The organism is Arthrobacter sp. B055-34, assembly GCF_059090425.1.
In genome coordinates this window covers 445313-467269 of the sequence record NZ_JBNHFQ010000002.1, presented here as the reverse complement: position 1 = coordinate 467269, position 21957 = coordinate 445313, and the positions used below count along the sequence as shown (strand labels likewise).

Sequence of the window (21957 nt, the reverse complement as noted above, 5' to 3'; positions counted from 1 at the left end):
AAGGGTGCTCAGCTCGCAGCGAGAGTATCGGCACGATTCAGAGTGGCGGATGGCCGCGGGTAGGTGGTCTTGCGGTCGTGATCCAAGGTTGTGCCGTGGTGAAGCGGGACGGCCGCTGCTACGAGTTGTTTGCTGTGCTCGTGCCTTGGATTTGCGAAGAAATCGCCGGTGGGAGCCAGTTCGACAAGGGCGCCTTGGTAGAGCACTGCGACCCTGTGGCTCATGTACCGGATGACGTCCAGGTCGTGGGAGATCATGACCAGACTCAGCCTGTGCTTGGTATGCAGGCGCAACAGCAGGTCCAGGATCGTGCGTTGTGTCACCGCGTCCAGGGCTGATGTCGCTTCGTCGCAGATTAGCACTTCTGGCTTGAGCAGGAGCGCCCTGGCGATGGTGAGCCGTTGGAGTTGGCCTCCCGAGCATTGGCCGGGGTATCTGTCCAGGAGTGCGGGATCCAGTTCTACTTCCTGCACGACGTCGCGGATACGCTCGCTGCGTCCCTCGGTTGTGATGTGGCGGTACTGCAGCAGGGGGGCTTCGAGGCTGGTGCGCAGCTTCATTCTGGGGTCGAAGGAGTCGTATGGCTCTTGGAAGACTAGTTGCACCGTGGTGGCCGCCGGACCGGTTCCAGCCTTCGTTGTGGACGGTGTCCGGGTGATGCTTCCGCCGGTGGGGGCCTCGAGCCCGACGATCAGCCGGGCCAAGGTGCTCTTCCCGGAGCCGGACTGGCCTAGGACACCGAGGATCTCGCCTTCCCGAAGGTCGATTGAGACGCCATCGAGGGCGGGCCGGGCGCCGCTCCTGGTTGAGGGGAATCGTTTGCTGACACGGTCTAGCGCCAGCAGGGTGCGGCTAGGGGCCACCGGCACGGATCGGGGAGGGGGCGTGAGGGTTGCCGCGTCAAGGAGGTTTTTCGTGCAGGCTGTTTTCGGATCCGTTAGAACAGCTCTCGCCCGTCCTGACTCTCGGATGCGTCCGGCGTCCATTACCACCACCCGATCGGCGAATGCGGCGACGGTGGCGAGGTTGTGGGTGATGTAGAGAACACCCAATCCGCGTTCATGCCGCTCTCGATCGATCAGTTGCAGGATCTGCCGTTCGAGCACTTTGTCCAGGGCAGACGTCGGCTCGTCTGCCAACAACAACTCCGGCCGTCCGGCCAGGGCGAGGGCCATCATAGCTCTTTGGGCCATGCCTCCGGACAGTTGATGTGGATATGCCAAGGCGCAAGAGGCAGGATCTTCCAAACCCGCTTCAGCCAGCAGATCCTTCGCCCGTGCTTTGGCGTTTCGTCCCCGGAGCCCTTGATGGAGCTTCAGCGGTTCCGCCAGGTGGCTGCCGATGGTCCGTCGCGGGTTGAACATCCGTTTGGGCTGCTGGTAGAGCATGCCGATCCGGCCGCCGCGGATGCGGTTCAGGTCGGCCTCGCGGGATTGTGCCAGGTCCAGCCCGTTCAACCGGATCGCCCCTGAATCGATGCGCACCTGCGGGGGCAGCAGTCTCAGGACGGACATTGCGGTCATCGTCTTGCCGCTCCCTGAAGGGCCGACCAGGGCCACGAATTCACCGGGGGCCACGGAGAGGTCGATGCCGGAAAGGACCGGCCGGGACACAACGCCGTCCGGATATCTGCCTGCGGCATTCCGTTCAGCCAAGGGCGCCTGGTGGTTGAGGTGCAGCTGTTCGATGATCAGGCCTTCAAGCATTCGGTGCCGCCTGTGAAGAGGTTGTGGTCAGTAAGAACCGGCTGCTGGTCATGTGCGACAGCCGCTGGCCGATGAGGGTAACGCAGAGCGCGACGATGAAGATCACCAGCCCGGGTGCGAGGATCGTCAGCGGCGACCTAAGCGCGTACGGCTGTGCAGCGGCCAGCATGGACCCCCAGTCCGACTGCGGCGGCTGCACCCCCAGACCGAGGTAGGAAAGAGCACCGACGTTGATCAGCAGCTGTCCGAACCGGAGCGTTGCCTGCCCGAGCAGGGGAGCGGCGAGGTGGGGCAGGATGTGGCGAAGAATGATGAACGAGGGGGAGCATCCGAGCACGCGGGCAGCCTCAGTGAATCCGCGTGCGGAGACGTCGTAGGCAAGCGCGCGCGCCAGACGGGCGAAAGGTGTCCAGCCAGTCACGGTCAGCGCCAGCAGGAGGGACGGATAGCCGGTCCCCAGCGCGGCGACCAGAAACAAAGCGATCACCATTTCCGGCAGTGCCAGGAGGACGTCGTTGGTACGGGTAAAGAACTCATCGAGCCAGCCCCGGCGGCGGGCACTGATGACGCCGATCGCTGTGCCGACGACGCCGGTCAGTATTGTTGCCAGAGCCGCGATGGTCAGCGAGAACCGTCCGCCGTCGAGCAGTCGGCTGAAGGTGTCCCGGCCGAGGTGGTCCGTGCCCAACCAATGGGCTGCACTGGGCGGGGCCAGCCTGGCTGCCAGGTCCTGTTCCGCAGGCGGGTAGGGGCTAATCCACGGGGACAGCGCCACAGACAGCACGACGAGGGCCAGAATTATTACCGCTGCCATGATGAGTGCGTGCCGTTTATGCATGGTGGATCCTGAGGCGGGGATTGAGGAGTCGGTGGATCAGGTCGGCTGTGGTCGTGAGTACGACGGCGAGTCCGACGACGATGACGACGCCGCCCTGCGCCAGGGGAATGTCGCTGTTGAGCACGGCGTCGTATAACAAGCGTCCCATTCCCGGGATGGCAAAGATGACCTCCACGATGACTGATCCTCCCAGCAGGCCGGCGAACCACACGGCGACCATGGTGGTCAGGGGCAGCAGGCTGTTGGGTATCACATGCTTCCACACTGCCTGGGAGTAGCTGAGTCCGCGGCTTCGTGCAGCGGTGACGTGCTCCGCGCCCAGCGCGTCCAGCATCCCCTCGCGCACCGCTGAGGTGAAATAGCTGGTAGGACGCAGGGCGAGCACGGCAACGGGCAGAATGACGGAGGCAGGGCCCTCCCACCCGGCGGAGGGCAGCAGCGAAAGCTTCAGTGCGAAGACGAGCACGAGCATCGGCGCCAGCCAGTATTCCGGCAGCGCGATGAAGGCCTGGGTGACAGTGGTGATGAGCCTGTCGGCCAGGCGGCCCTCCTGCAAGGCAGCGGCGATTCCTAGCACGACAGCGATTGCGGCAGCCGCGCCCAGGGTTACGACGACCAGGCTCAGCGTGATCCAGAAGGCAGGCAGGACCTGGTCGATCACAGGTGTGCGGCTGGTGTAGGACAGGCCCATGTCTCCGCTGCCCAGCCGGCCCAGCCACCGCAGATACTGCACCCACAGGGGATCCTGAAGACCCAGCTCGACCGTCAGAGCCTGGACTGCGGATTCATCGATCACGTCTCCGGCCACACGGGAGCGGATGATCTTCCGCACCGGGTCCCCGGGTGTCACATAGGGAATGAGGAAGACCACGAAAGACGCCAGAAGAACCGTGATGCCCAAGGTGGCTGTTCTCCGGGCGAGGAACATCATCATTCGGGACCTTGTTCCTGCTGAATCCCCGCCGTGCCGCTCATTCTCACGATGCGGGCTTCGTCGTTTCCGCCCGGAGCACGTAGCGTGAGAGCGGGTCCTGGATGTAGGACTGCAGATCGGCACGGACCGCGTCAACGGCCTGTTCGTTCACGAGCCAGATGTTGACGGCCTGCTCCTGAAGGATCTGCCCTGCTTCGGAATACAGCCGGTAGCGGTCCTCGCTGTCAGCGGTCTCGGCCGCCTGCGCGATGAGCTTGTCGTAGTCCTCGTCACAGAAATGGCTGAGGTTGTAACTACCTTCGCAGGTGTAGTCGGCCGTGAGGAAGCCGATCGGGTCGGCGATGTCGATCAGGCGGTTACGCTGGCTCAGCACCATGTCGTAGTTACCTGCCAGCAGATCCGGTTCCACCGCGGCGTATTCCTTGGTCTGGATGGTAACCGGGACGCCGACACTCTTCAGGTTCGCCTGGATTACCGTCGCGACGTCGGCGAACTCCGCACGTTCCACGATAGCGATGATTTCCAGCGGCCGCTCTGCGGTGTATCCGGCGGCAGTGAGCAGTTCCTTGGCCGCCTTCAGATCCTGCCCTTGAGGCTCAGTATTTTTTGTTGCCCAGGGCTCCGACGGGGCAAACGGCCCGCTGGAGGCAATAGCAGCCCCTTCGTACACGCTGCCGGCGAGGGCATCTAGATCAAGCGCCGAGCGGATGGCCTTGCGGAAGTCGACGTCGTCGAACGGGGCCCTGCCGTTGTTCATGTACAGCGTTGCCGTCCGCGGCGAATCCGCTTTGAGGACCTTCACGCCAGAATCTGCTTCCAGCGTGGACAGACTTGAAACCGGAACGGAGAGGGAAACATCGGCTTCACCGGTCTGAACCTGAGCCGCACGGGTCGCCCCATCCGTGATGAACCGAACCTCGGCGCCGGCAAGTTGAACCTGCCCGCCCCAGTAGTTCTCATTCCGCTCCAGTGTGAGGGACTGCTTCGGCTTTTCAGAGACGGGAGTGAACGGCCCAGTACAGTGACCGAAGGGATCGACAGCATCGTCTGCGAATGCGGCCGGTGACAGGACACCCGTGTTGACACTGGCTAGCCGGTACGGGACCAGCGGACTCTCGCTCGGAGTGGTGATCCTGACCGTACTATCGTTGATCGCCTTAACACCGCTCACTACCGTCGGGCTGAAAGCCCGAGCCGGAACTTCCGCTTCAAGGACATGATTCAGCGATGCAACCACGGTTTCCGCACTCAGCTCGGAACCGTCCTGGAACTGCACGCCCTCACGGATCGTGAAGTCCCACTCGGTGGGAGCGACCTGCTTCCATTCGGTGGCCAGCGAGGGCACGACCTTTCCCTGTTTCTCGTCGTACCTGGTAAGCGTCTCGAGGCATCCGGAGAGGGACAGAATGTAGGCGGAATCGCTCTCCAAAGCCCAACCGGCCACTGGAGCGCGGAAATTGTCCACGACGATCCTCTCGTCAAGGCCGTCGGCCGACTGTTCGGCTCCTCCTGCCCCGCCACTGAATCCGCAACCTGACAGTGCAATAAGGGCCACGAATCCCATGGATGCCGAAAGCGGGAGCAGAGCGCGCACAAAACCACCTAAGTTCAACGCCGACAGACGAAGGCCCGGAGACGATAAGAGAATAGCCGAAGTAAGCCACGGAGAGTTTAGGCTAACCTAACTACGCCTGTCTAGTGGGATTCGAAAAATTGCAGACGCGAAATCGACAGAGGCTACGCCGCGAATGAGGGCCCTATTGCGCCCGAGCGGCTTGCAACTTCCACAGGTGCGCCAACGGGTTGGAGGGCCAGCATAAGCGGAAGGCGGGCAGGGCCGTCTGGCCGCGGCCGAAAATCGTTGACAGGTGTGACGGCGAACACTATTCTCTTCTTATATATCAGTTGTATGTTCACAAGCGCGTGGACGCCGCTCCTAAGGAGACCGATTGCAGCACCTAGGAAATGAAAGAATCAGAAGCCTGCTTGAACAGCTCGCTGCCCGCACTCCCGCACCCGGCGGGGGGACGGTAGCGGGCCTGCACGCCGCTTTCGCCGGCAGCCTGCTCTCGATGGTGGTCGGGTATTCGAACGGCGCAAAGTACGCCGACGTTGAACCGATCATGACGAGGCTGGCTGCGCGGGCATCCGAGTTAACGGACCGCGCCCTTGCTGCGGCCGAAGACGACGCGCGCACATTCGCCGCGGTAGGTGTGGCGTACGCCTTGCCGTCCGACGGGGAGGCGGCAAAGGCGGAACGCAAGGCCGCCATCAATTCCGCGCTGGCCGGGGCGACAACTGCTCCTCGCGCCGTCATCGACATTTGCACGGACCTGGCTGCCGCTGCCGAAGAGCTGCTGCCGGTCGGCAACCGCAGCGTCATCGCCGACGTCGCGGCCTCTGCCGCGTCGGCCCGTGCCGCTGCTTCCATCGCCCGGGTGAATCTGGAATCGAACCTGGCATCTGCGGCCAGCGGGAACGAACGTGAGAGCCTGCAGGCAATCGTCGACAGCGTCGACCGGCTGCTCGACCGGCTGGATGCGGTGACCGAGGCAGCCCGGAAGACGGTGCTGGCATGAACGCCCGCGTCCTTTCGGGCCGGCCGGTGGCTGCGGCCATCCAGGCACAGCTCGCATCAGATGTCGACGAGTTATTGCGGCAGGGCGTGAAGCGGCAACTGCTGATTGTGACCGCGACCGATGATCCGTCCAGCGCCTCATATGTCCGCACGCTGCAACGGTTCGGTGGGCAGACAGGTGTCACGGTCACCGTGGCCGATCTGGGGCCGGACGCGTCCGAGACCGACATCCGAGCGGTTCTGGAAACAGCCAGCGCAGACGAAAACGTTCACGGCATCATCCTGCAGACCCCGCTCCCGGACGGCGTCAGCATCTCCGGCCTCGGTAGTGCCATTGCTGTGGAAAAAGATGTTGACGGAGCCAACCCTGCCTCGCTGACCCGGCTGCTGGCCGGAGAAGCATGCTTTGCCCCGGCCACAGCTGCCGCCGTAGTCGAGCTGCTGGACCACTACGAGGTCGCGCTTGCGGGTCGGTCCATTACGGTCGTCGGCCGGTCGCTCGTGGTCGGCAAACCGCTGCTGCACCTGCTGCTCAACCGGGACGCAACGGTCACCGTGGCCCATTCACGCACCGCTGACCTTGCCGCTGCCACCGGCACCGCTGCGGTCGTTGTAGCCGCCGCCGGCAAGGCGGGGCTCATCAGGGCCGCCCATGTGGCCCCGGGCAGTGTGGTCATCGACGTCGGCACAAACTTCGACGACGCCGGCGCCCTCGTCGGCGATGTCGAGGCCGGATCTGTCGGTGCAGTGGCGGCTGCCCTGAGCCCCGTACCGGGCGGTGTAGGTGCCGTCACTACCGCCCTGCTTTTCCGCAACACCGTGTACGGCCTGCCGGATGCGTCCGGCTCCCCGGTGCTGCCCGCAGCCGCGGGCGCGGTTCTTTGAGACCACGTTAATTAAGGTGAGACAGAGTCTCAGCCCTGCGCTTGATCAGGCCCACGCCCGAGGCGTGAAGCAGATCGGAGCGACGGCGCACTACGTGACAGCGGACCTGGACGAGGGCCCGATCATCGAGCAGGAAGTCCTCCGCGTTAATCACCGGCTGACCCAGGACCAGTTGGCCACCATCGGTTGCGACGCCGAGGCCCAGGTACTGGCAGGGCAGTGCGCTGGCACGCCAAGAAGCGCGTCCTGCTCAACGGCCACCGCACCATCATCTTCACCTGACCCTCGCACGGCTGCCCGCCCCGTACCGCCCTGGGGCGGGCACCGCCCACAAACGAAAGGCCCACACCATGCCATCACCTCGCGTCGTTATCATCGGAGCCGGCATCGTCGGTGCCAACCTGGCCGACGAACTGACCGAACGGGGTTGGGGCGACATCACCGTCCTGGACCAGGGACCGATCCCGCTCACCGGCGGTTCCACCTCGCATGCCCCCGGGCTGGTGTTCCAGACCAACCCGTCGAAGGCCATGACCGAGTTCGCCGCCTACACCGGACGAAAGCTCACCTCCCTGACTCGCGGCGGCGCCCGGGCGTTCAACCGCGTCGGGGGCCTCGAAGTGGCTACCACGCCTGAACGCCTCGCCGAGATCAAGCGTCGCTGTGGCTTCGCCACCGCCTGGGGGCTGGAGGCCAGGGTAGTCGACGCCGCTGAAGCCAAGGCGCTGCACCCCCTTATCGACGACGATCTGGTCCTGGGTGGGCTCTACCTGCCCGGCGACGGACTGGCCTCATCCGTTCTGGCCGTGGAACTGCTGCGCGAACGCGCCGAATCCCGTGGCGCCCGCTTCATCGGCGGCACCCCCGTGACCGGTATCGAGCGCGCCGCAGGGCGGGTCACCGGTGTGCGCAGCGGCGACACAGTATTCCCGGCGGACGTCGTGGTCTCCGCCGCAGGCTTCTGGGGTCCGGCTGTCGGGGACCTGATCGGCATGCCTGTGCCGCTGGTGCCGCTGGCCCACCAGTACGTGACGACGACACCGCTGGCCGAGCTGCCCGCGGCAGCGGACAAGGTCATCGGCAGCGGCAACAATGCCGTGTTGCCGCTGCTGCGCCACCAGGATGAGGACCTCTATTTCCGCCAGCACGGCGCCCGGCTGGGCATCGGATCCTACGCCCACCGTCCCATAGCCGTTGGTTATGACGAACTGCCCGGCGGGCCCGTCAGCGAGCATGCCATGCCGTCCCGGCTCGCGTTCACCGCCGAAGACTTCGAACAGCCGTGGAAGGCCTGCCGGCAGCTGCTGCCCGGCCTGCATGAGACCGGGATCGAGGACGCGTTCAACGGCATTTTCTCCTTCACCCCCGACGGCGGGTCGCTGGTGGGCGAATCCCGGGACCTGAAGGGTTTCTTCATCGCCGAAGCCGTCTGGGTCACGCACTCGGCCGGCATCGCCAAAGCGGTGGCCGAGCTGTTGGTGACCGGCCGGTCCGAAACGGACCTGCGCGAGCTCGACGTCGCCCGTTTCGAGGAAATCCAGGTGCAGCCCGAATACGTGCTGGAAACCTCGGAGCAGAACTTCGTCGAGATCTACGACATCCGCCACCCGCTCGAACCCCGCCAGTCCCCCCGGGACCTGCGCCTGTCCCCGTTCCACCGGCGCCAGGCCGAGCTCGGGGCATTCTTCCTCGAAACCGGTGGCTGGGAACGTCCGCATTGGTACGAAGCGAACGCCGATCTGCTCAACACCCTGCCCCCGGAGTGGCAGCCGCCAGCTAGGGACGACTGGTCCGCGAAGTTCGACTCCCCGATCGCCGCGGCCGAAGCACACGCCACGCGCACCAACGTGGCGATGTACGACATGACGGCGCTCAAACGCCTGGAAGTCTCCGGCCCCGGAGCGCTGCAGCTGCTGCAACGACTGACCACCGGCCAGCTGGACAAGAGCATCGGCTCGGTCACCTACACCCTCATGCTGGATCAGGCCGGCGGTATCAAGAGCGACCTGACCGTGGCCCGGATCGAGGAGACCCTGTTCCAGATCGGCGCCAACGGCGGACTGGATTTGGACTACATCTCCCGGCAGGCAGCGGCGCAAACCGAAACCGACCCGCACCAGTGGGTCCACGTCCAGGACACCACCGGCGGCACCTGCTGCATCGGCGTCTGGGGCCCCCGCGCTCGCGACCTGGTCCAGCCGCTGACGCCGCAGGATCTGTCCAACGACGGGCTGAAATACTTCCGGGCGGCCAGCACCACCATTGCCGGCATCCCGGTCCGGCTTATGCGCCTGTCCTATGTCGGCGAGCTGGGCTGGGAAATCTACACCAGTGCCGAATACGGACTGCGGCTCTGGGACGCCCTGTGGGCAGCCGGCGAACCCCTCAACGTTGTCGCCGCCGGCCGCAGCGCCTTCAACAGCCTGCGGCTCGAGAAGGGCTACCGCTCCTGGGGAACCGACATGGACACCGAACACGACCCCGTTCAGGCCGGCCTCGCGTTCGCGGTCCGCGGCAACAAGGACGACTTCATTGGCAAAGCCGCCCTGGAACAGCGCACTGCCCAGCCTCCGGCCACCCGGCTGCGCTGCCTGACCATCGACGACGGCGCCTCCATGGTCCTGGGCAAGGAACCGGTCTTCGCCAACGGGAAGCGCGCCGGCTATGTCACCAGCGCCGCCTACGGCCACACCGTGCGCAAACCCGTCGCCTACGCCTGGCTTCCCGGGACCGTGGGCGAAGGGGACCAGGTGGAGATTGAATACTTCGGTCAACGGATCAGCGCAACAGTGGCCTCCGAACCGCTCGTTGACCCCGAGATGAAGAAGATCCGCGCCTGACTTTGCAGCCGGTGCCCGGAACCGCGCCGGTTCCGGGCACCGGCTCATGATCGCATGCCTAACCGGCGCCCTGACTTATAGGGTGCTGCGAACAAGCTCTTCGAAGTGAGTCACATGCTCCTCGGCAAGCGCCGCCGCTTTGTCGGCATCCCCATCGATGATGGCGTGCAGCAGAGCAACGTGCTCCTGAACATTGCGGGTAATCGGCGCCATCCCCGACAACACGAAGTTCCACATCCGCTGGGAGAGACTGAAGTATTGAATCAACGTCGCTTCAACGTAGCTGTTGCGCATCGTCGTGTACACAGCCCGATGGATCTGCTCGTCCAAACCAATTGAGGCCTTGTTGGACTCCGACGGGGCGTCAGCCAGAGAGTCCAGACACGCCTGCAGCCTCTGCCGATCTTCGTCGGTGGCTAGCTCCGCAGCCCGGCGCGCCGCGAATGCTTCCAGCACGCGGCGGGCATCGGAGATTTCCTTCAGGTCACGGATGTTCACATCGGCGATGATTGTGCCCCGACGCGGATAGACGGTAAGCATCCGATCCGATTCCAGCCGCTTGACCGCCTCACGCATGGGTGTCCGCCCAACCCCAAGCTCGGCCATCAGCGCTTCTTCATCCAGAGCCGCGCCCGGCGGCAACCGCATGTCAATGATGCGCTGGCGGAGCTCCAGATAGGCATGCTCCGCCCGGGTCCGACCGATAGAAATCGTTCCCTCCACCGCTCCAGGCCTCTCCGTTGGTTTAGCGAGGCCGTATCGGCCCGACACAAGATATATCAGACGTCGCCATAAAAGGATGCCTCGTTGGCAGACGGCTGGGTGGAAGGCGGTGAAGTCGAATGCCCTTTGCACGCATCGAAGTTCAATCTTCGAACCGCCGAGGGGCACATCTGATGGATGATCCTTCCGGCACCGGTCCCATGCTGTCCGGTTCAACATCCATCCGGTAAGAGCCTTTTCCCGCCACGGATGTTTTGTGCAACCAGTGCCGTCGTTATCTTCTTATCGGACCTACGATTCCTATTCTCCTCTTTCTCGGTGCCGCTATTGCAAGCGGCGTCATGGGCAGGACGTTTTGACCGGCAGTTGCCGGCCTTTGAGCTTTCACTCTCCGAGGCGGACGGTGCCGTGGAAGGAAATTAGTGCGCACCCCTTAAGGGGTTACTCGCGACTGATCGAACTCGGTCGGACGCGCTTGGTAGCGACGGTACCTGTAACCGGCTCGTACGGCGTGTGTGTATCGCCGGGCAACGGGCGTTTGACCACGGTGACAGCTGCTCTTGTCGAAATCCGAACGCTGGGGAGCGGCCAAAGAGTGCAACGGCAGCTCTCATGGCGTCATCACAACACAGAAAGAGTGGGACCGTAGACCAGTCCCACCCTCGTCCGCAATCCGCAGGTAAGGCCAGGTGGCCGGTGATTTATTCACCGGCCACCTGGCCGCTGGGGCTTGCCGCCCATCTACAGAGCTGCGGCGCCTGCTTCCGCGACGGTTTGATCCTGCTCGCCTGAGCCTCCGCTAACCCCGACCGCACCCACGACCTGGCCGTCCCTGCTCAGCGGCAGACCCCCGGCGAAGATCATGATCCGGCCCCCGTTGCTTGCATGGATGCCGTAGAACTGCTGATTCGGCTGGGAGTTGTCCCCCAAATCCTTGGTTTGGATGTCAAAGGCACGAGCGGTGAACGCCTTGTTGATGGAGATGTCGATGCTGCCGATCCAAGCACCGTCCATGCGTGCGTGGGAGACAAGATTGCCGCCACTGTCGACTACTGCGATATTCATGGGCTGGCCGATTTCGCCAGCGCGTTTTTCGGCAGCGTCGATTATCGCACGAGCTTCCGTAAGAGTTACTGAGGTCATGTTAATTCTCCTTTTCGACACGTTTGTTGAAGGAATGGGAGGCTCTTATGAGCTGAGTTGAGTACAACCGGGCTTGACGTACCTCGTTCGTTCCCCCTAGCGCCAGCGCAATCCTTGAATCGGTCCTTCCTAGTTCTTGACGTAGCCGTTCGGGTTCAGGACGTACTTGGTGGCGGCGCCGGCGTCGAATTCGGCGTAGCCCTTGGGTGCGTCTTCGAGCGGGATGGCCTTGGCGTTGACGGCCTTGGCGATCTGGACCTTGTCGTGCAGGATCGCCATCATCAGCTGGCGGTTGTACTTCATGACCGGGCACTGGCCGGTGGTGAAGGACAGCGATTTGGCCCAGCCGGTGCCGAGGCTGATGGAGAGCGAGCCGTGCTGCGCGGCTTCATCCGCCGCCCCGGGATCGCCGGTGACGTAGAGTCCGGGGATGCCCAGCGCTCCGCCGGCGGCGGTGATGTCCATCAGCGAGTTCAGCACGGTGGCCGGCGCCTCGTGCGAGGCGTCCTTGCCATGGCCGCGGGCTTCGAAACCCACGGCGTCGATGCCGCAGTCCACTTCGGGCACACCGAGGAGTTGCTCGATCTGGTCCTTCGGGTCGCCCTGGGACACGTCCACGGTTTCGCAGCCGAAGCTGCGTGCCTGCGCGAGGCGTTGTTCGTTGAGGTCGCCCACGATTACGACGGCGGCGCCGAGTAGTTGTGCGCCGGCTGCGGCGGCAAGGCCGACCGGGCCGGCGCCGGCCACATACACGGTGGAGCCGACTTCGACGCCGGCGGTGACGGCGCCGTGGAAGCCGGTGGGCAGGATGTCGGAGAGCATGGTCAGGTCCATGATTTTCTCCAGGGCCTGGTCGCGGTCCGGGAACTTCAGCAGGTTCCAGTCCGCGTAGGGCACCATGACGTATTCGGCCTGGCCGCCGACCCAGCCGCCCATGTCCACGTAGCCGTAGGCGCTGCCGGGGCGGTCGGGGTTTACGTTGAGGCAGATGCCGGTTTTGCGTTCCTTGCAGTTGCGGCAGCGGCCGCAGGAAATGTTGAACGGGACCGAGACGATGTCGCCGGTCTTGATGAATTCGACGTCGGGTCCGCATTCGATGACTTCGCCGGTGATTTCGTGTCCGAGTACCAGGTCGGTCGGGGCGGTGGTGCGGCCGCGGACCATGTGCTGGTCCGAGCCGCAGATGTTGGTGGTGACTGTTCGCAGAATGACGCCGTGGGGGACCTTGCGGCCGATGTTGGCCGGGTTGATCCCCGGGGCGTCTCTGAGTTCAAAGGTTGGGTAGTCGGTGTCGATGATCTCGACTTTCCCTGGTCCTTTATAGGCAACGGCTCTGTTTCCTGACATAAGCGGTCTTCCTCTCTTTTCTGTGTGTTGATGAAGAACGGAACTTGCACCCTCATTGGGAAGGCAAAGTTTTGGTCATGTAAGTTCGCGGGCAGGCGCGGGTAGGTCTGCATGAACTTCAAGCATGCTGGCCCGGAAATTAGGCGGCAGGAGGGCTAGTGGCAGACCTGAGCGCGTTGCTCCAGTGATGCCTGTCCGAGGTGATTCCCAGAAGTGCTTCGTCAATTCGCTCCTGCTCGACTTGGAAGACCGGGAGCAGTGTACGTATCCTCTGGAAGCGTAACTTCGCCAGTCATTGACCCTCCTGGAAAGATACGGGAAGGTAACAGGAGGCTTCAGGACGATGCTGGGGTTAGCGTGCTTACTTGTGCCGCGCTGGCGGCGTTCAGCTGGCGCCTCCATCTGGTAAAAAGCCGGGGCTGGTTGGTGCCGAGAACCGCGACCGGGTCCTCTCCTCGGTAATATACGGCCAGGAAACTGTGCTCCTCGGCGGTACCCGTCTCGAATTGAACTCTGTCGGCGTCGCGGGCGTTGCCTGCAAATTGGATTTTCACACCGTACTGGTCCGACCAGAAATAGGGGAGATTGACCGGCTGCTTAGGAGCGCCTGAATTCAGGAGCCCGGCGACGGCTAGTGCCGGACGTTCCTGTGCCCCGGTCCAGTGCTCTACACGATGATGATGGCCGGAACGCTCATCCAACCAGGCGGCACAATCGCCGACGGCTGCGATACCCGGCGCATTAGTCTGGCCGCGAGCATCACACAGAACGCCACCTGGGGCCGACTCGGCGACCTCGAGGCCCGAACCTTCGAGCCATGCTACATTCGGAGACGCGCCGATCCCGACGAGCAGGACATCGGCAGGGACGACGCGGCCATCGTTAAGTTTTACACCGGTGACGATTCCTTCGTCAGCGCAAAAGGACTCCACGCCGGTGCCGCAGACCAGCTCGACGCCGTTCTGCTCATGCAGCCGCGAAACAATGGCACCCATTTCTGGCCCCAGCGGTCCGCTCAGCGGAATTGGCTGGGCCTCGATAATTGTGACATCCAGGCCCAGGTCGCTGGCCGTCGAGGCTACCTCTGCCCCAATGAAACCGGCACCAATAACTACTAACCTGCGGCCCGGCCGTAATTCGGCTGCCAGCGCCTGGCTGTCAGCAAGGGTGCGCAAGGTAAAGACGTTGGACAGACCAGCAAGCTGGGGGAGGTTTCGGGCGGAAGCGCCGGTGGCAAGTACGATGCCGTCAGCTTTCACCGACTGACCGTTTGCGAGGGTAATGGTCTTGGTGGCGCTGTCCAGCTTGACGGCACGGCTACCAAGCAACCACTCAGCCTGCAGATCCTCATCCGAGGCTTCCAACGCCAGGTCATCGGTTGTGATCCGGCCGAGCAGGAAGTCCTTGGACAGAGGAGGGCGGTCATAGGGCCGCTCCGCTTCCTCGCCGATAATGACAAGCCTTCCGTCGAACCCTAGTGCCCGGGCAGCCCGGGCAGCCGAAAGACCTGCCAAGGACGCGCCTACGATCGCCAATGTACGCATCGCCATCTCCAAATCACCGTTGGTTTGTGCTTATTGCGCAACACGCTTCGTCTTACGCAACACATTCAGGGTGTCGCACCTCACATGCGATGTCAACCCCTTTTAGTCGAACCTTGAACGATGCCGGGCAGCATCAGGACTCGCTTGGACAGGATTGACCGGACTGAGATCATGCCAAGCATCTTGTGGTCACGGGGATCAAAAAGCTGCCGGGGTGGTGCTTGCTCGCCGCCAATCGATGGTTCACTGACACCGAGGCTTGTAAAAGGGAGGGCAGTCTGCCGCTTCTCCGCGCGGACACCCTCTAATTCGTCAACTTCGTTTTGTTGCCTCGGATTCTGGCAGGGCAGATCAGTGAGCCGCTGAGGCCTTTCATTTCATCCTGCTGAAGGAACGAGCCGATACCCCTCGATTACGGGGAAGTCGTCGATCTGGTCAAAGGCAGGGGAGTGCGATATTGCGCTCCCGCCCTTGCAAAGTCAGCAGCGGGCGCTTGCTGGTACTGCCCGCAGGTATGGCAGTACCAGCCCCGTTTGACGTAGCCGACCGTGGGCACCTGCACCGTAAATTTATGCCGGGCTTAGGGTCGGGCGTGGTTACCTGACTCGTCCGTTTGAAACACTTGGGCTTTGCGGCGAGTAGCTGCCTAGGGAATCCTAGCTAAGCTGCGGCTCCTCGTGGGTTATGAATCGCACCGTCATCGCCTTGTACCCAGGGGTGTTGGATTCGCGGGCGACGAGTTCACGATGCACGAGGACGTTCGCTTCCGGGAAGTACGCTGCGGCACAACCTCGGGCAGTCGGATAAGAGACCAAGCGGAATTTATCAGCCCTGCGTTCGGTCCCCTTGAATGTGCTGACCACATCCACCAGGTCCCGGTCGGAGAAGCCAAGTTCATTCAAGTCTTCGGGATGGACCAGGATAACCCGGCGGCCGTTGGAGATTCCGCGGTACCTGTCATCGAGTCCATAGAACGTTGTGTTGTACTGGTCGTGACTTCGCATGGTTTGTAGGATCAGGTGACCGTCCGGGGCCTCCAGATACTCCAGCGGGCTGACGCTGAATCTGGCCTTCCCGATGTCGGTGGCAAAGGAGCGCGTGTCGCGCGGCGGGTTCGGCAGAACGAACCCATTCTTTGTCCGGATTCGCTGGTTGAAGTTTTCAAAACCGGGAAGCACTCGGGATATGTGGTCGCGGATAACATCGTAATCCTCGGCCATGGCCCGCCAGTCCACGGCGTGATCTTCGCCGAGGGTGGCCTGAGCCATCCGCGCAATGATGACGGGTTCGGCAAGCAGATGCTCGCTAACGGGTGCCAGCCGGCCCTGCGTCGAATGGACTACTGACATCGAATCCTCGACGGACAGGAACTGTGCACCCTTCAGATGCTTATCGTCCTTGTCGGTGCGGCCCAAAGTCGGAAGAATCAGCGACGTTCGCCCGTGGACAATGTGGGAGCGGTTGGGCTTGGTCGACACATGCACGGTTAAACCCGCCCGCTTCATGCCTGCTTCCAGCGACTCGGTATCTGAACAGGCGAGAGCGAAGTTGCCGCCCATGGACACAAAGACATCCACCTTGTCGTCCATGAAGGCCTCGAGCGTTTCTGTCGCATCGACGCCGTGTTCGCGAGGGGAATTGATGCCGAACTCTTCGTCCAGGGCCGCCAACAGCCATTCCTTGGGCTTTTCCCAAATACCCATGGTGCGGTCGCCCTGCACATTGGAGTGGCCGCGGACGGGGCAGGCCCCGGCGCCTGGTTTTCCGAAGTTCCCCTGCAGGAGAAGGATATTGATGATTTCGCGCAGTGTGTTCACGGAATGCGGCTGCTGTGTCACGCCCAAGGCCCAGCAAATGATGGTTGCCTTCGACTTGGCGAGCATGTCGGCAACTCGGGTTATTTCCATCCTTGAGAGCCCAGTGGCTTTTTCGGTCTCAATCCAGTCGAGCTGGCTCCGAGCTTCTCGGTAATCCTGGAAACCATCCGTCTGCGCATCGATGAAGTCGTGGTCGACTATCGTTCCGGGTGCCCGTTTTTCTTCTTCCAGCAGCAGATGGCCCAAGGCTTGGAACAGGGCTAGGTCGCCGCCTACTTTGATCTGCAGGAACTCGTCAGCGACCTGGTCCCCGCCGCGCACCAAATTACCGGGGCTCTGCGGGTCCTTGAATTTCAGGAGGCCAGCCTCGGGCAGTGGGTTTACGGCAACGACCTTGCCGCCGTTCTGGCGGCATTCCGTCAAGGCGGAGAGCATCCGCGGGTGGTTGGTGCCTGGATTCTGGCCGACGACCATGATCAACTCCGCATTGTGCATGTCATCCAGCGACACCGTGCCCTTGCCAATGCCAATAGTGGGGTTGAGCGCGGATCCAGAAGATTCGTGGCACATGTTCGAGCAGTCCGGCAGGTTGTTGGTCCCGATAGAGCGCGCGAACAGTTGGTACATGAACGCGGTCTCGTTGGCTGTCCGTCCGGAAGTATAGAAAACGCAACGGTCCGGAGTGGTTGCACGAATGTGTTCACCGATGAGGTTGAATGCATCCATCCAGGAGATGGGTGAGTAGTGCGTCTCACCCTCACGGATGACGACCGGTTCCGTAATCCTGCCCTGGTTGCCCAGCCAATATTCACTTTTTCCGGCTAATTCTTCGACAGAATGCGTTGCCCAAAACTCTGGAGTAACGGTCCGGAGCGTGTTTTCTTCTGCAATGGCTTTCGCGCCATTCTCACAGAATTCGGCTGGCTTGCGGGCTCCGGATATGGACTCGGGCCAAGCACAGCCGGGACAGTCGAAGCCGCCCCGTTGGTTGACTCGCAACATAGAACGGGCAGTTCGCACGAGACCGGCCTGCGAAATGCCGCGATCCATGGACACCATGACAGCCTTGACCCCTGCTGCTGCAGTTTTTGGATCATGGACTTCAAGCTCGTTCTCATCGATATCCTTGACGGGGGCTTTCCGCTTGATGGGATTGATCATGTTCTCCTGCTTGCCCTGGATTCTTCCGAATGTATTGAACGTTGCCGCGAGGTGCCGCCACTAGCGCTATGCGCCTCGGCGCACTCTGGCGGCTGCGGAAGTCCACCCTGAAGGACGACTGCAAGACCATCAGCAATTGTCCCCCGAGGCAGCACTTTAGAACCCAGACATAGCCCGCTCGACGGATCCAATATTCCGGTAACCGGGCCATGTGCGGTGCCTATTGTGCAACCTGCTTCGCGTATTGCAACAGCGTGGCCTATAGCGTGACGCCTGTCAAGGGACAGAATCGTTAGAACTAATTGGCTCCTTAGCCCTTGATGTGGTGGTGCCTCATAGCGGCGGGATGTGCCCTAATGGCTTGCAGACGGGTCAGCATGAAACCCCGGCAGAAAGTACGCCTGTCTGGCAAGGAATGCAACGCGCAAGGGGCGATTAGACACGCAATCGAGAATTGTGCTCCCTGTCCAACCCGCCACCCTCGCTCATTCGGCGGTCACTGGCACTGGTGACGCCACCTCTTAGCGGTCGGTTCCAATCCGCAGCACAAGTAACGGCAATAACGCCCATCGAAGGACCGAGAATTGTATTGTCTAAGCAAACCCGTTCGTCCCATTCCGGGCGACGTACCGAGGAGAGCAACCATGGCCGTGGAAGATGAAGAGATGCGGATCGTAGCCGAATGGAGTCAGCGGCTGACGCAGGAACTGAAGATTGGAAATCTGAATGTGGACCTGGAAGTGCTCCTTGACCTAGCAAGAAAGTCTGCGGAGTCAGTGATTCATGCGACCGCACCTGTCACCACATTCCTGGTGGGCTACGCGGCTGGGTACGAGGCCGGCGCGACAAGCACCGGTGTCAAGGCGCCGCCCGAGGGAGCTATTTCAAAGTCGGCTCATATCGCATTTAAACTTTGCGAGGACGCCGCTGATCGCGGTCCTGCTCCGGCCGACCAAGAGACAAGCTGAGCGCAATGCCGATCCGGGGTTTTCGAGACCGGTTGGGCGCGTAAGCAGTGAGATGAAGCATGGACATTCGAGAGCCGTTTGTAGAACCCACCCAGCGCCGGATCCGGGTCCGGCTGGGCAATGAACTGGTCGCCGAAAGCACTCGCGCGCAGTTGCTGGTGCGGTACGGGTCCGGCAGCCTGCCTACCTACTATGTGCCGCGTGAGGACGTCGTTCCCGGCGCGTTGACCGACGAAGTTCCGGGCGCCGGTGCTGGCGACGGCGCCGGAAGCCGGTGGACCGTTCGGGTCGGGAGGAGACGGGCCGAGGGGGCCGCCTGGTCCTACGAGGAACCAACCGGGGACTTCGCCGCCCTGGCAGGCCACGTGACTTTTTCCTGGCGACAGTTGGACTGGTACGAGGAGGACGAACAGGTGTTCGTGCACGCCCGCGATCCGTACACGCGCGTTGATACCTTGCACAGTTCGCGGCGCGTGCAGGTGTTCATTGGCGGCGAAGAGATCGCCCACAGCGTTCGGCCGCTTCTGCTCTTCGAGACGCATCTGCCGCCGCGCTATTACCTGCCGTTCGAGGATGTGCGCACGGAGCTGTTGGAACCGAGTACCAAGACCACCACCTGCCCGTATAAAGGCCGCGCCCGTTACTGGTCGGTCCGTGCGGGCGGCCAGCTTGAGCAGGACGTCGTGTGGAGTTACGCCGAACCGATCCGCGAGAATCCGAAGATCCGCGGGCTGCTCAGTTTTTACAACGAGCGCGTGGATCTGGTCGTCGACGGCGATCGGCTCGAGCGTCCCGTTACGACGTTTTCCTGACCCTCGCGGTAGGCAGGCAGGGAGGCAGTAAGCAGGTAGGCGCAGACAAGCGGGTAATCCGGCAAGTAAGGGCAGGAAACGGCGAAGGCCCGGACCGCCGTAGCGGGTCCGGACCTTCGAAATGCCTTAAGGCTGGAGGTGAGGGACTGGATGTGCCCTCAGGCGTCAGCGGCTTTTAGCGTTCGATGTCGCCGCGGATGAAGGCTTCGACCTTGTCGCGGGCGATGTCGTCGTTGTACTGCTCGGGCGGGGACTTCATGAAGTAGCTCGATGCGGACAGGATCGGCCCGCCCACCCCGCGGTCCAGGGCGATCTTCGCCGCGCGCACGGCGTCGATGATTACGCCGGCGGAGTTCGGGGAGTCCCAGACCTCGAGCTTGTACTCCAGCGAGACCGGGGCGTCGCCGAAGTTTCGGCCTTCCAGGCGGACGAACGCCCACTTGCGGTCATCGAGCCAGGCCACGTAGTCGGACGGGCCGATGTGCACGTCGTCCGCGTGCAGCTTCGCCTCGACGTTGGAGGTCACGGCCTGGGTCTTGGAGATCTTCTTCGACTCCAGCCGGTCCCGCTCGAGCATGTTCTTGAAGTCCATGTTGCCGCCGACGTTGAGCTGGTACGTCCGGTCCAGGGTCACGCCGCGGTCCTCGAACAGCTTCGCCATCACCCGGTGCGTGATCGTGGCGCCGATCTGGCTCTTGATGTCATCGCCGACAATCGGGACACCGGCTTCGGTGAACTTATCCGCCCACTCCTTGGTGCCCGCAATGAACACCGGCAGCGCGTTGACGAAGGCCACGCCGGCGTCGATCGCGCACTGGGCGTAGAACTTCGCGGCAGCCTCGGAACCGACCGGCAGGTAGCAGACCATCACATCGACCTTCGCCGCGCGCAGCTCGGCCACGATGTCGACGGGCTCGTCCGGGGCCTCGACGATGGTTTCGCGGTAGTACTTGCCCAGGCCGTCCAGGGTGTGGCCGCGCTGCACGGTCACGCCCGTGGCCGGGACATCGGCGATCTTGATCGTGTTGTTCTCGCTGGCGCCGATGGCATCCGCCAGGTCCAGCCCGACCTTCTTGCTGTCCACATCAAACGCGGCAACGAACTCGACGTCGTTCACGTGGTACTTGCCGAACTGCACATGCATCAGGCCGGGAATGGTCGAATCCGGATCCGCGTCCCGGTAGTACTGGACGCCCTGCACCAGCGAGGCCGCACAGTTACCAACGCCAACGATCGCGACCCTGATGGGGTTCTCTGCCACGGTTCTCCTTCAAAAAATACAAATTTGTTAGCCGCCACGCCGAGGGCGGGCAACTTGCCTATTCTACTTTGTTACTCAACCATCGGCCGCGACGTAACATTCCTGTGACGGGCGGCGAGTTTTAGGCCGGTCGCTGATCGGCCCGATTCGGCATCTGCTGGGGCGGGATCAGCCGCCCCGGTCGGCCGCCGCGGGGTCAGTTGCTCGCTCCGGTTTTATCGTGCGGCATGCCCACGGCCTTGGACTCCGGTGAGGCGCGCTGGCGCAGGTAGACGGCGAGGATCACCATGGACCATACCGCCAGGAATTCGGACTGCCAGTTCTGCAGGGTGCGGTTCCAGAACTCGGGCGAGCCCAAATACTCGGTCCAAGTGCCCGGGTCCTGGAGGTTGGCCAGCTGGCTCTCCGCGAAGGCGCTGAACCCGGTCACCGACTGGACCAGCCAGGAAGCAACGAAGATCGCGCCCATCACCAGCCCCAGAGAATTGGAGAACACCGCCGTCCGCCAGCCGCCGGCCTGCGCCCACTTGGGCGAATCCGGTTTGGCGAACTGGCCCACCAGCTGCTCCTTGTCCGACTCCCATCCGCGCTTTTCGATCTCCTTGGATTCCGGCGAGCCCTTCTGCACCAGCCAGACCGCCAGCACAATAAGCAGCGTGAACTGCAGGTACTCGGACTGCCAATTTTCCGCGACGTCAACCACAAAACTGGAGGACGTGACGTACTGCAGGAGGCCGATCTCGTCCAGCTTCGAGGCCACCTGCTGCTCGTTGTAGTAGGCCAGCCCGGAGAACGCCTGCCCGACCAGCGAAAACAGGAACAGCAGGCCGAAGCCGATGCTCAGCCCGTTGGTGATGAAGGGGTTGTGTTTCATCGGGCCATCATGCCGATCACGAACATGTACAGCAGGCCCGCGGCGATCACGCCGAGGCAGAGCCAGAATGCCCAACGCATGTCAGTTCCCCTCCACTTCGCAGTCGTACGGCCGTTTGCCTTGCCGCGTGCAGCCGGCCGCGGTGACTTTCCAGGTATCGCCGGAGCGGGTCAGGAAAACCGTGTCCTGGTCCATCAGCACCTGCGCATTGGTCCCGTACGCCTTGCTCTGGGTCACCTGGGACGCGCCCGGGATGACCAGCTGCAGCAGTTCATCCGCGCAGGCGCCCGGCGCACCGTCTTCGAGTTCCTCCACGGCCGACGGGGCGAGGAGGTTGCAGGCCGTTGCGCCATCACCGGCGGCGATGGCCGAATGAAACTCCTGCGCCGTCGTCGTTGCCTCTTCGGTGCCCGGGTTCAGGCTCGTGCAGCCGGTCAGGGCCAAAACTCCAAGAACGACGGCGGTGCCCACCCTGCGTGCGCGGGTGCAGGATCTGCGGCGGGCCATCTCCTAAGCCTCCTTACGG

17 protein-coding genes and 2 pseudogenes are annotated in these 21957 nt (G+C 62.8%); 7 read left to right on the top strand and 12 right to left on the bottom strand.

Annotated features, from left to right (window positions below):
- Nucleotides 1-8: 8 nt before the first annotated feature.
- From nikE to AC5RWO_RS05350, 4 genes are read right to left on the bottom strand one after another with little or no spacing between them, the layout of a single operon-like run.
- Nucleotides 9-1706, bottom strand: a complete 1698-nt coding sequence (nikE, locus tag AC5RWO_RS05365; RefSeq protein ID WP_498729925.1) for a nickel ABC transporter ATP-binding protein NikE — start codon at nt 1704-1706, stop codon at nt 9-11.
- Complete coding sequence (locus AC5RWO_RS05360; RefSeq protein ID WP_498729924.1) at nt 1699-2544, bottom strand: ABC transporter permease; 846 nt, start codon at nt 2542-2544, stop codon at nt 1699-1701. Before AC5RWO_RS05360 ends, nikE begins: the two co-directional genes overlap by 8 nt.
- Nucleotides 2537-3478, bottom strand: a complete 942-nt coding sequence (locus tag AC5RWO_RS05355) for an ABC transporter permease (protein ID WP_498729923.1) — start codon at nt 3476-3478, stop codon at nt 2537-2539. Before AC5RWO_RS05355 ends, AC5RWO_RS05360 begins: the two co-directional genes overlap by 8 nt.
- 43 nt (nt 3479-3521) lie before the next feature.
- A complete protein-coding gene (locus AC5RWO_RS05350) occupies nt 3522-5072 on the bottom strand; it encodes an ABC transporter substrate-binding protein (RefSeq protein ID WP_498729922.1) in 1551 nt (516 codons plus the stop codon).
- A 355-nt stretch (nt 5073-5427) separates the two neighbouring features.
- On the opposite strand from AC5RWO_RS05350, the gene AC5RWO_RS05345 reads away from it, so the two are divergent.
- The 4 genes and pseudogenes from AC5RWO_RS05345 (at nt 5428) to AC5RWO_RS05330 (ending at nt 9781) form a co-directional block, all read left to right on the top strand.
- Entirely contained in the window at nt 5428-6057 is a 630-nt protein-coding gene (locus AC5RWO_RS05345; protein ID WP_498729920.1) for a cyclodeaminase/cyclohydrolase family protein, read from the top strand.
- Entirely contained in the window at nt 6054-6941 is an 888-nt protein-coding gene (locus AC5RWO_RS05340) for a tetrahydrofolate dehydrogenase/cyclohydrolase catalytic domain-containing protein (protein ID WP_498729918.1), read from the top strand. Before AC5RWO_RS05345 ends, AC5RWO_RS05340 begins: the two co-directional genes overlap by 4 nt.
- A gap of 46 nt (nt 6942-6987) precedes the next feature.
- Nucleotides 6988-7223 (top strand): annotated as a pseudogene (locus tag AC5RWO_RS05335) (formyltransferase family protein); the annotation flags it as partial.
- Between the two features lie 68 nt (nt 7224-7291).
- A complete protein-coding gene (locus tag AC5RWO_RS05330) occupies nt 7292-9781 on the top strand; it encodes a GcvT family protein (protein ID WP_498729917.1) in 2490 nt (829 codons plus the stop codon).
- A 75-nt stretch (nt 9782-9856) separates the two neighbouring features.
- Here AC5RWO_RS05330 and AC5RWO_RS05325 read toward each other — a convergent pair whose 3' ends face one another.
- A complete protein-coding gene (locus AC5RWO_RS05325; protein ID WP_498729915.1) occupies nt 9857-10504 on the bottom strand; it encodes a GntR family transcriptional regulator in 648 nt (215 codons plus the stop codon).
- Nucleotides 10505-10576: 72 nt separating this feature from the next.
- On the opposite strand from AC5RWO_RS05325, the pseudogene AC5RWO_RS05320 reads away from it, so the two are divergent.
- Nucleotides 10577-10660 (top strand): annotated as a pseudogene (locus tag AC5RWO_RS05320) (bifunctional 3-phenylpropionate/cinnamic acid dioxygenase ferredoxin subunit); the annotation flags it as partial.
- A 585-nt stretch (nt 10661-11245) separates the two neighbouring features.
- Here the strand turns inward: AC5RWO_RS05320 and AC5RWO_RS05315 are convergent.
- The 4 genes from AC5RWO_RS05315 to AC5RWO_RS05300 all read right to left on the bottom strand — a co-directional run bounded on the left by AC5RWO_RS05315 (nt 11246) and on the right by AC5RWO_RS05300 (nt 17516).
- The gene (locus AC5RWO_RS05315; protein WP_498729913.1) at nt 11246-11647 is read right to left on the bottom strand and encodes a GlcG/HbpS family heme-binding protein; all 402 of its coding nucleotides are present in this window, start codon (nt 11645-11647) and stop codon (nt 11246-11248) included.
- 129 nt (nt 11648-11776) lie between these two features.
- Nucleotides 11777-12994, bottom strand: coding sequence for a formaldehyde dehydrogenase, glutathione-independent (fdhA, locus tag AC5RWO_RS05310; RefSeq protein ID WP_498729912.1), 1218 nt, complete (start codon nt 12992-12994; stop codon nt 11777-11779).
- Between the two features lie 335 nt (nt 12995-13329).
- Nucleotides 13330-14538 (bottom strand): NAD(P)/FAD-dependent oxidoreductase, encoded by a 1209-nt coding sequence (locus AC5RWO_RS05305; RefSeq protein WP_498729911.1) that lies wholly within the window; start codon nt 14536-14538, stop codon nt 13330-13332.
- Between the two features lie 656 nt (nt 14539-15194).
- Nucleotides 15195-17516, bottom strand: coding sequence for an FdhF/YdeP family oxidoreductase (locus AC5RWO_RS05300; RefSeq protein WP_498729909.1), 2322 nt, complete (start codon nt 17514-17516; stop codon nt 15195-15197).
- Nucleotides 17517-18160: 644 nt separating this feature from the next.
- On the opposite strand from AC5RWO_RS05300, the gene AC5RWO_RS05295 reads away from it, so the two are divergent.
- Nucleotides 18161-18484 carry a DUF6457 domain-containing protein gene (locus AC5RWO_RS05295; protein WP_498729908.1) on the top strand — a complete coding sequence of 108 codons (324 nt, stop codon included), beginning with the start codon at nt 18161-18163 and terminating at the stop codon, nt 18482-18484.
- Nucleotides 18485-18543: 59 nt separating this feature from the next.
- On the top strand, nt 18544-19296 hold the full coding sequence (locus tag AC5RWO_RS05290) for a DUF427 domain-containing protein (RefSeq protein WP_498729907.1): 753 nt from the start codon (nt 18544-18546) through the stop codon (nt 19294-19296).
- Between the two features lie 175 nt (nt 19297-19471).
- Here AC5RWO_RS05290 and AC5RWO_RS05285 read toward each other — a convergent pair whose 3' ends face one another.
- The 3 genes from AC5RWO_RS05285 to AC5RWO_RS05275 form a co-directional block, all read right to left on the bottom strand.
- A complete protein-coding gene (locus AC5RWO_RS05285) occupies nt 19472-20557 on the bottom strand; it encodes an inositol-3-phosphate synthase (protein WP_498729906.1) in 1086 nt (361 codons plus the stop codon).
- A 196-nt stretch (nt 20558-20753) separates the two neighbouring features.
- On the bottom strand, nt 20754-21431 hold the full coding sequence (locus AC5RWO_RS05280) for a DUF6766 family protein (protein ID WP_498729905.1): 678 nt from the start codon (nt 21429-21431) through the stop codon (nt 20754-20756).
- A gap of 81 nt (nt 21432-21512) precedes the next feature.
- Nucleotides 21513-21938 (bottom strand): hypothetical protein, encoded by a 426-nt coding sequence (locus tag AC5RWO_RS05275; RefSeq protein ID WP_498729904.1) that lies wholly within the window; start codon nt 21936-21938, stop codon nt 21513-21515.
- Nucleotides 21939-21957: the final 19 nt, after the last annotated feature.

What these genes read in the sequence shown, in the direction of transcription:
- AC5RWO_RS05330 (WP_498729917.1), top strand. Translation starts at nt 7,292, where the DNA reads ATGCCATCACCTCGCGTCGTTATCATCGGAGCCGGCATCGTCGGTGCC.
- AC5RWO_RS05355 (WP_498729923.1), bottom strand. Translation starts at nt 3,478, where the DNA reads ATGATGATGTTCCTCGCCCGGAGAACAGCCACCTTGGGCATCACGGTT.
- AC5RWO_RS05340 (WP_498729918.1), top strand. Translation starts at nt 6,054, where the DNA reads ATGAACGCCCGCGTCCTTTCGGGCCGGCCGGTGGCTGCGGCCATCCAG.
- fdhA (WP_498729912.1), bottom strand. Translation starts at nt 12,994, where the DNA reads ATGTCAGGAAACAGAGCCGTTGCCTATAAAGGACCAGGGAAAGTCGAG.
- AC5RWO_RS05275 (WP_498729904.1), bottom strand. Translation starts at nt 21,938, where the DNA reads ATGGCCCGCCGCAGATCCTGCACCCGCGCACGCAGGGTGGGCACCGCC.
- AC5RWO_RS05360 (WP_498729924.1), bottom strand. Translation starts at nt 2,544, where the DNA reads ATGCATAAACGGCACGCACTCATCATGGCAGCGGTAATAATTCTGGCC.
- AC5RWO_RS05295 (WP_498729908.1), top strand. Translation starts at nt 18,161, where the DNA reads ATGGCCGTGGAAGATGAAGAGATGCGGATCGTAGCCGAATGGAGTCAG.
- AC5RWO_RS05290 (WP_498729907.1), top strand. Translation starts at nt 18,544, where the DNA reads ATGGACATTCGAGAGCCGTTTGTAGAACCCACCCAGCGCCGGATCCGG.
- AC5RWO_RS05305 (WP_498729911.1), bottom strand. Translation starts at nt 14,538, where the DNA reads ATGCGTACATTGGCGATCGTAGGCGCGTCCTTGGCAGGTCTTTCGGCT.
- nikE (WP_498729925.1), bottom strand. Translation starts at nt 1,706, where the DNA reads ATGCTTGAAGGCCTGATCATCGAACAGCTGCACCTCAACCACCAGGCG.
- AC5RWO_RS05315 (WP_498729913.1), bottom strand. Translation starts at nt 11,647, where the DNA reads ATGACCTCAGTAACTCTTACGGAAGCTCGTGCGATAATCGACGCTGCC.
- AC5RWO_RS05280 (WP_498729905.1), bottom strand. Translation starts at nt 21,431, where the DNA reads ATGAAACACAACCCCTTCATCACCAACGGGCTGAGCATCGGCTTCGGC.
- AC5RWO_RS05300 (WP_498729909.1), bottom strand. Translation starts at nt 17,516, where the DNA reads ATGATCAATCCCATCAAGCGGAAAGCCCCCGTCAAGGATATCGATGAG.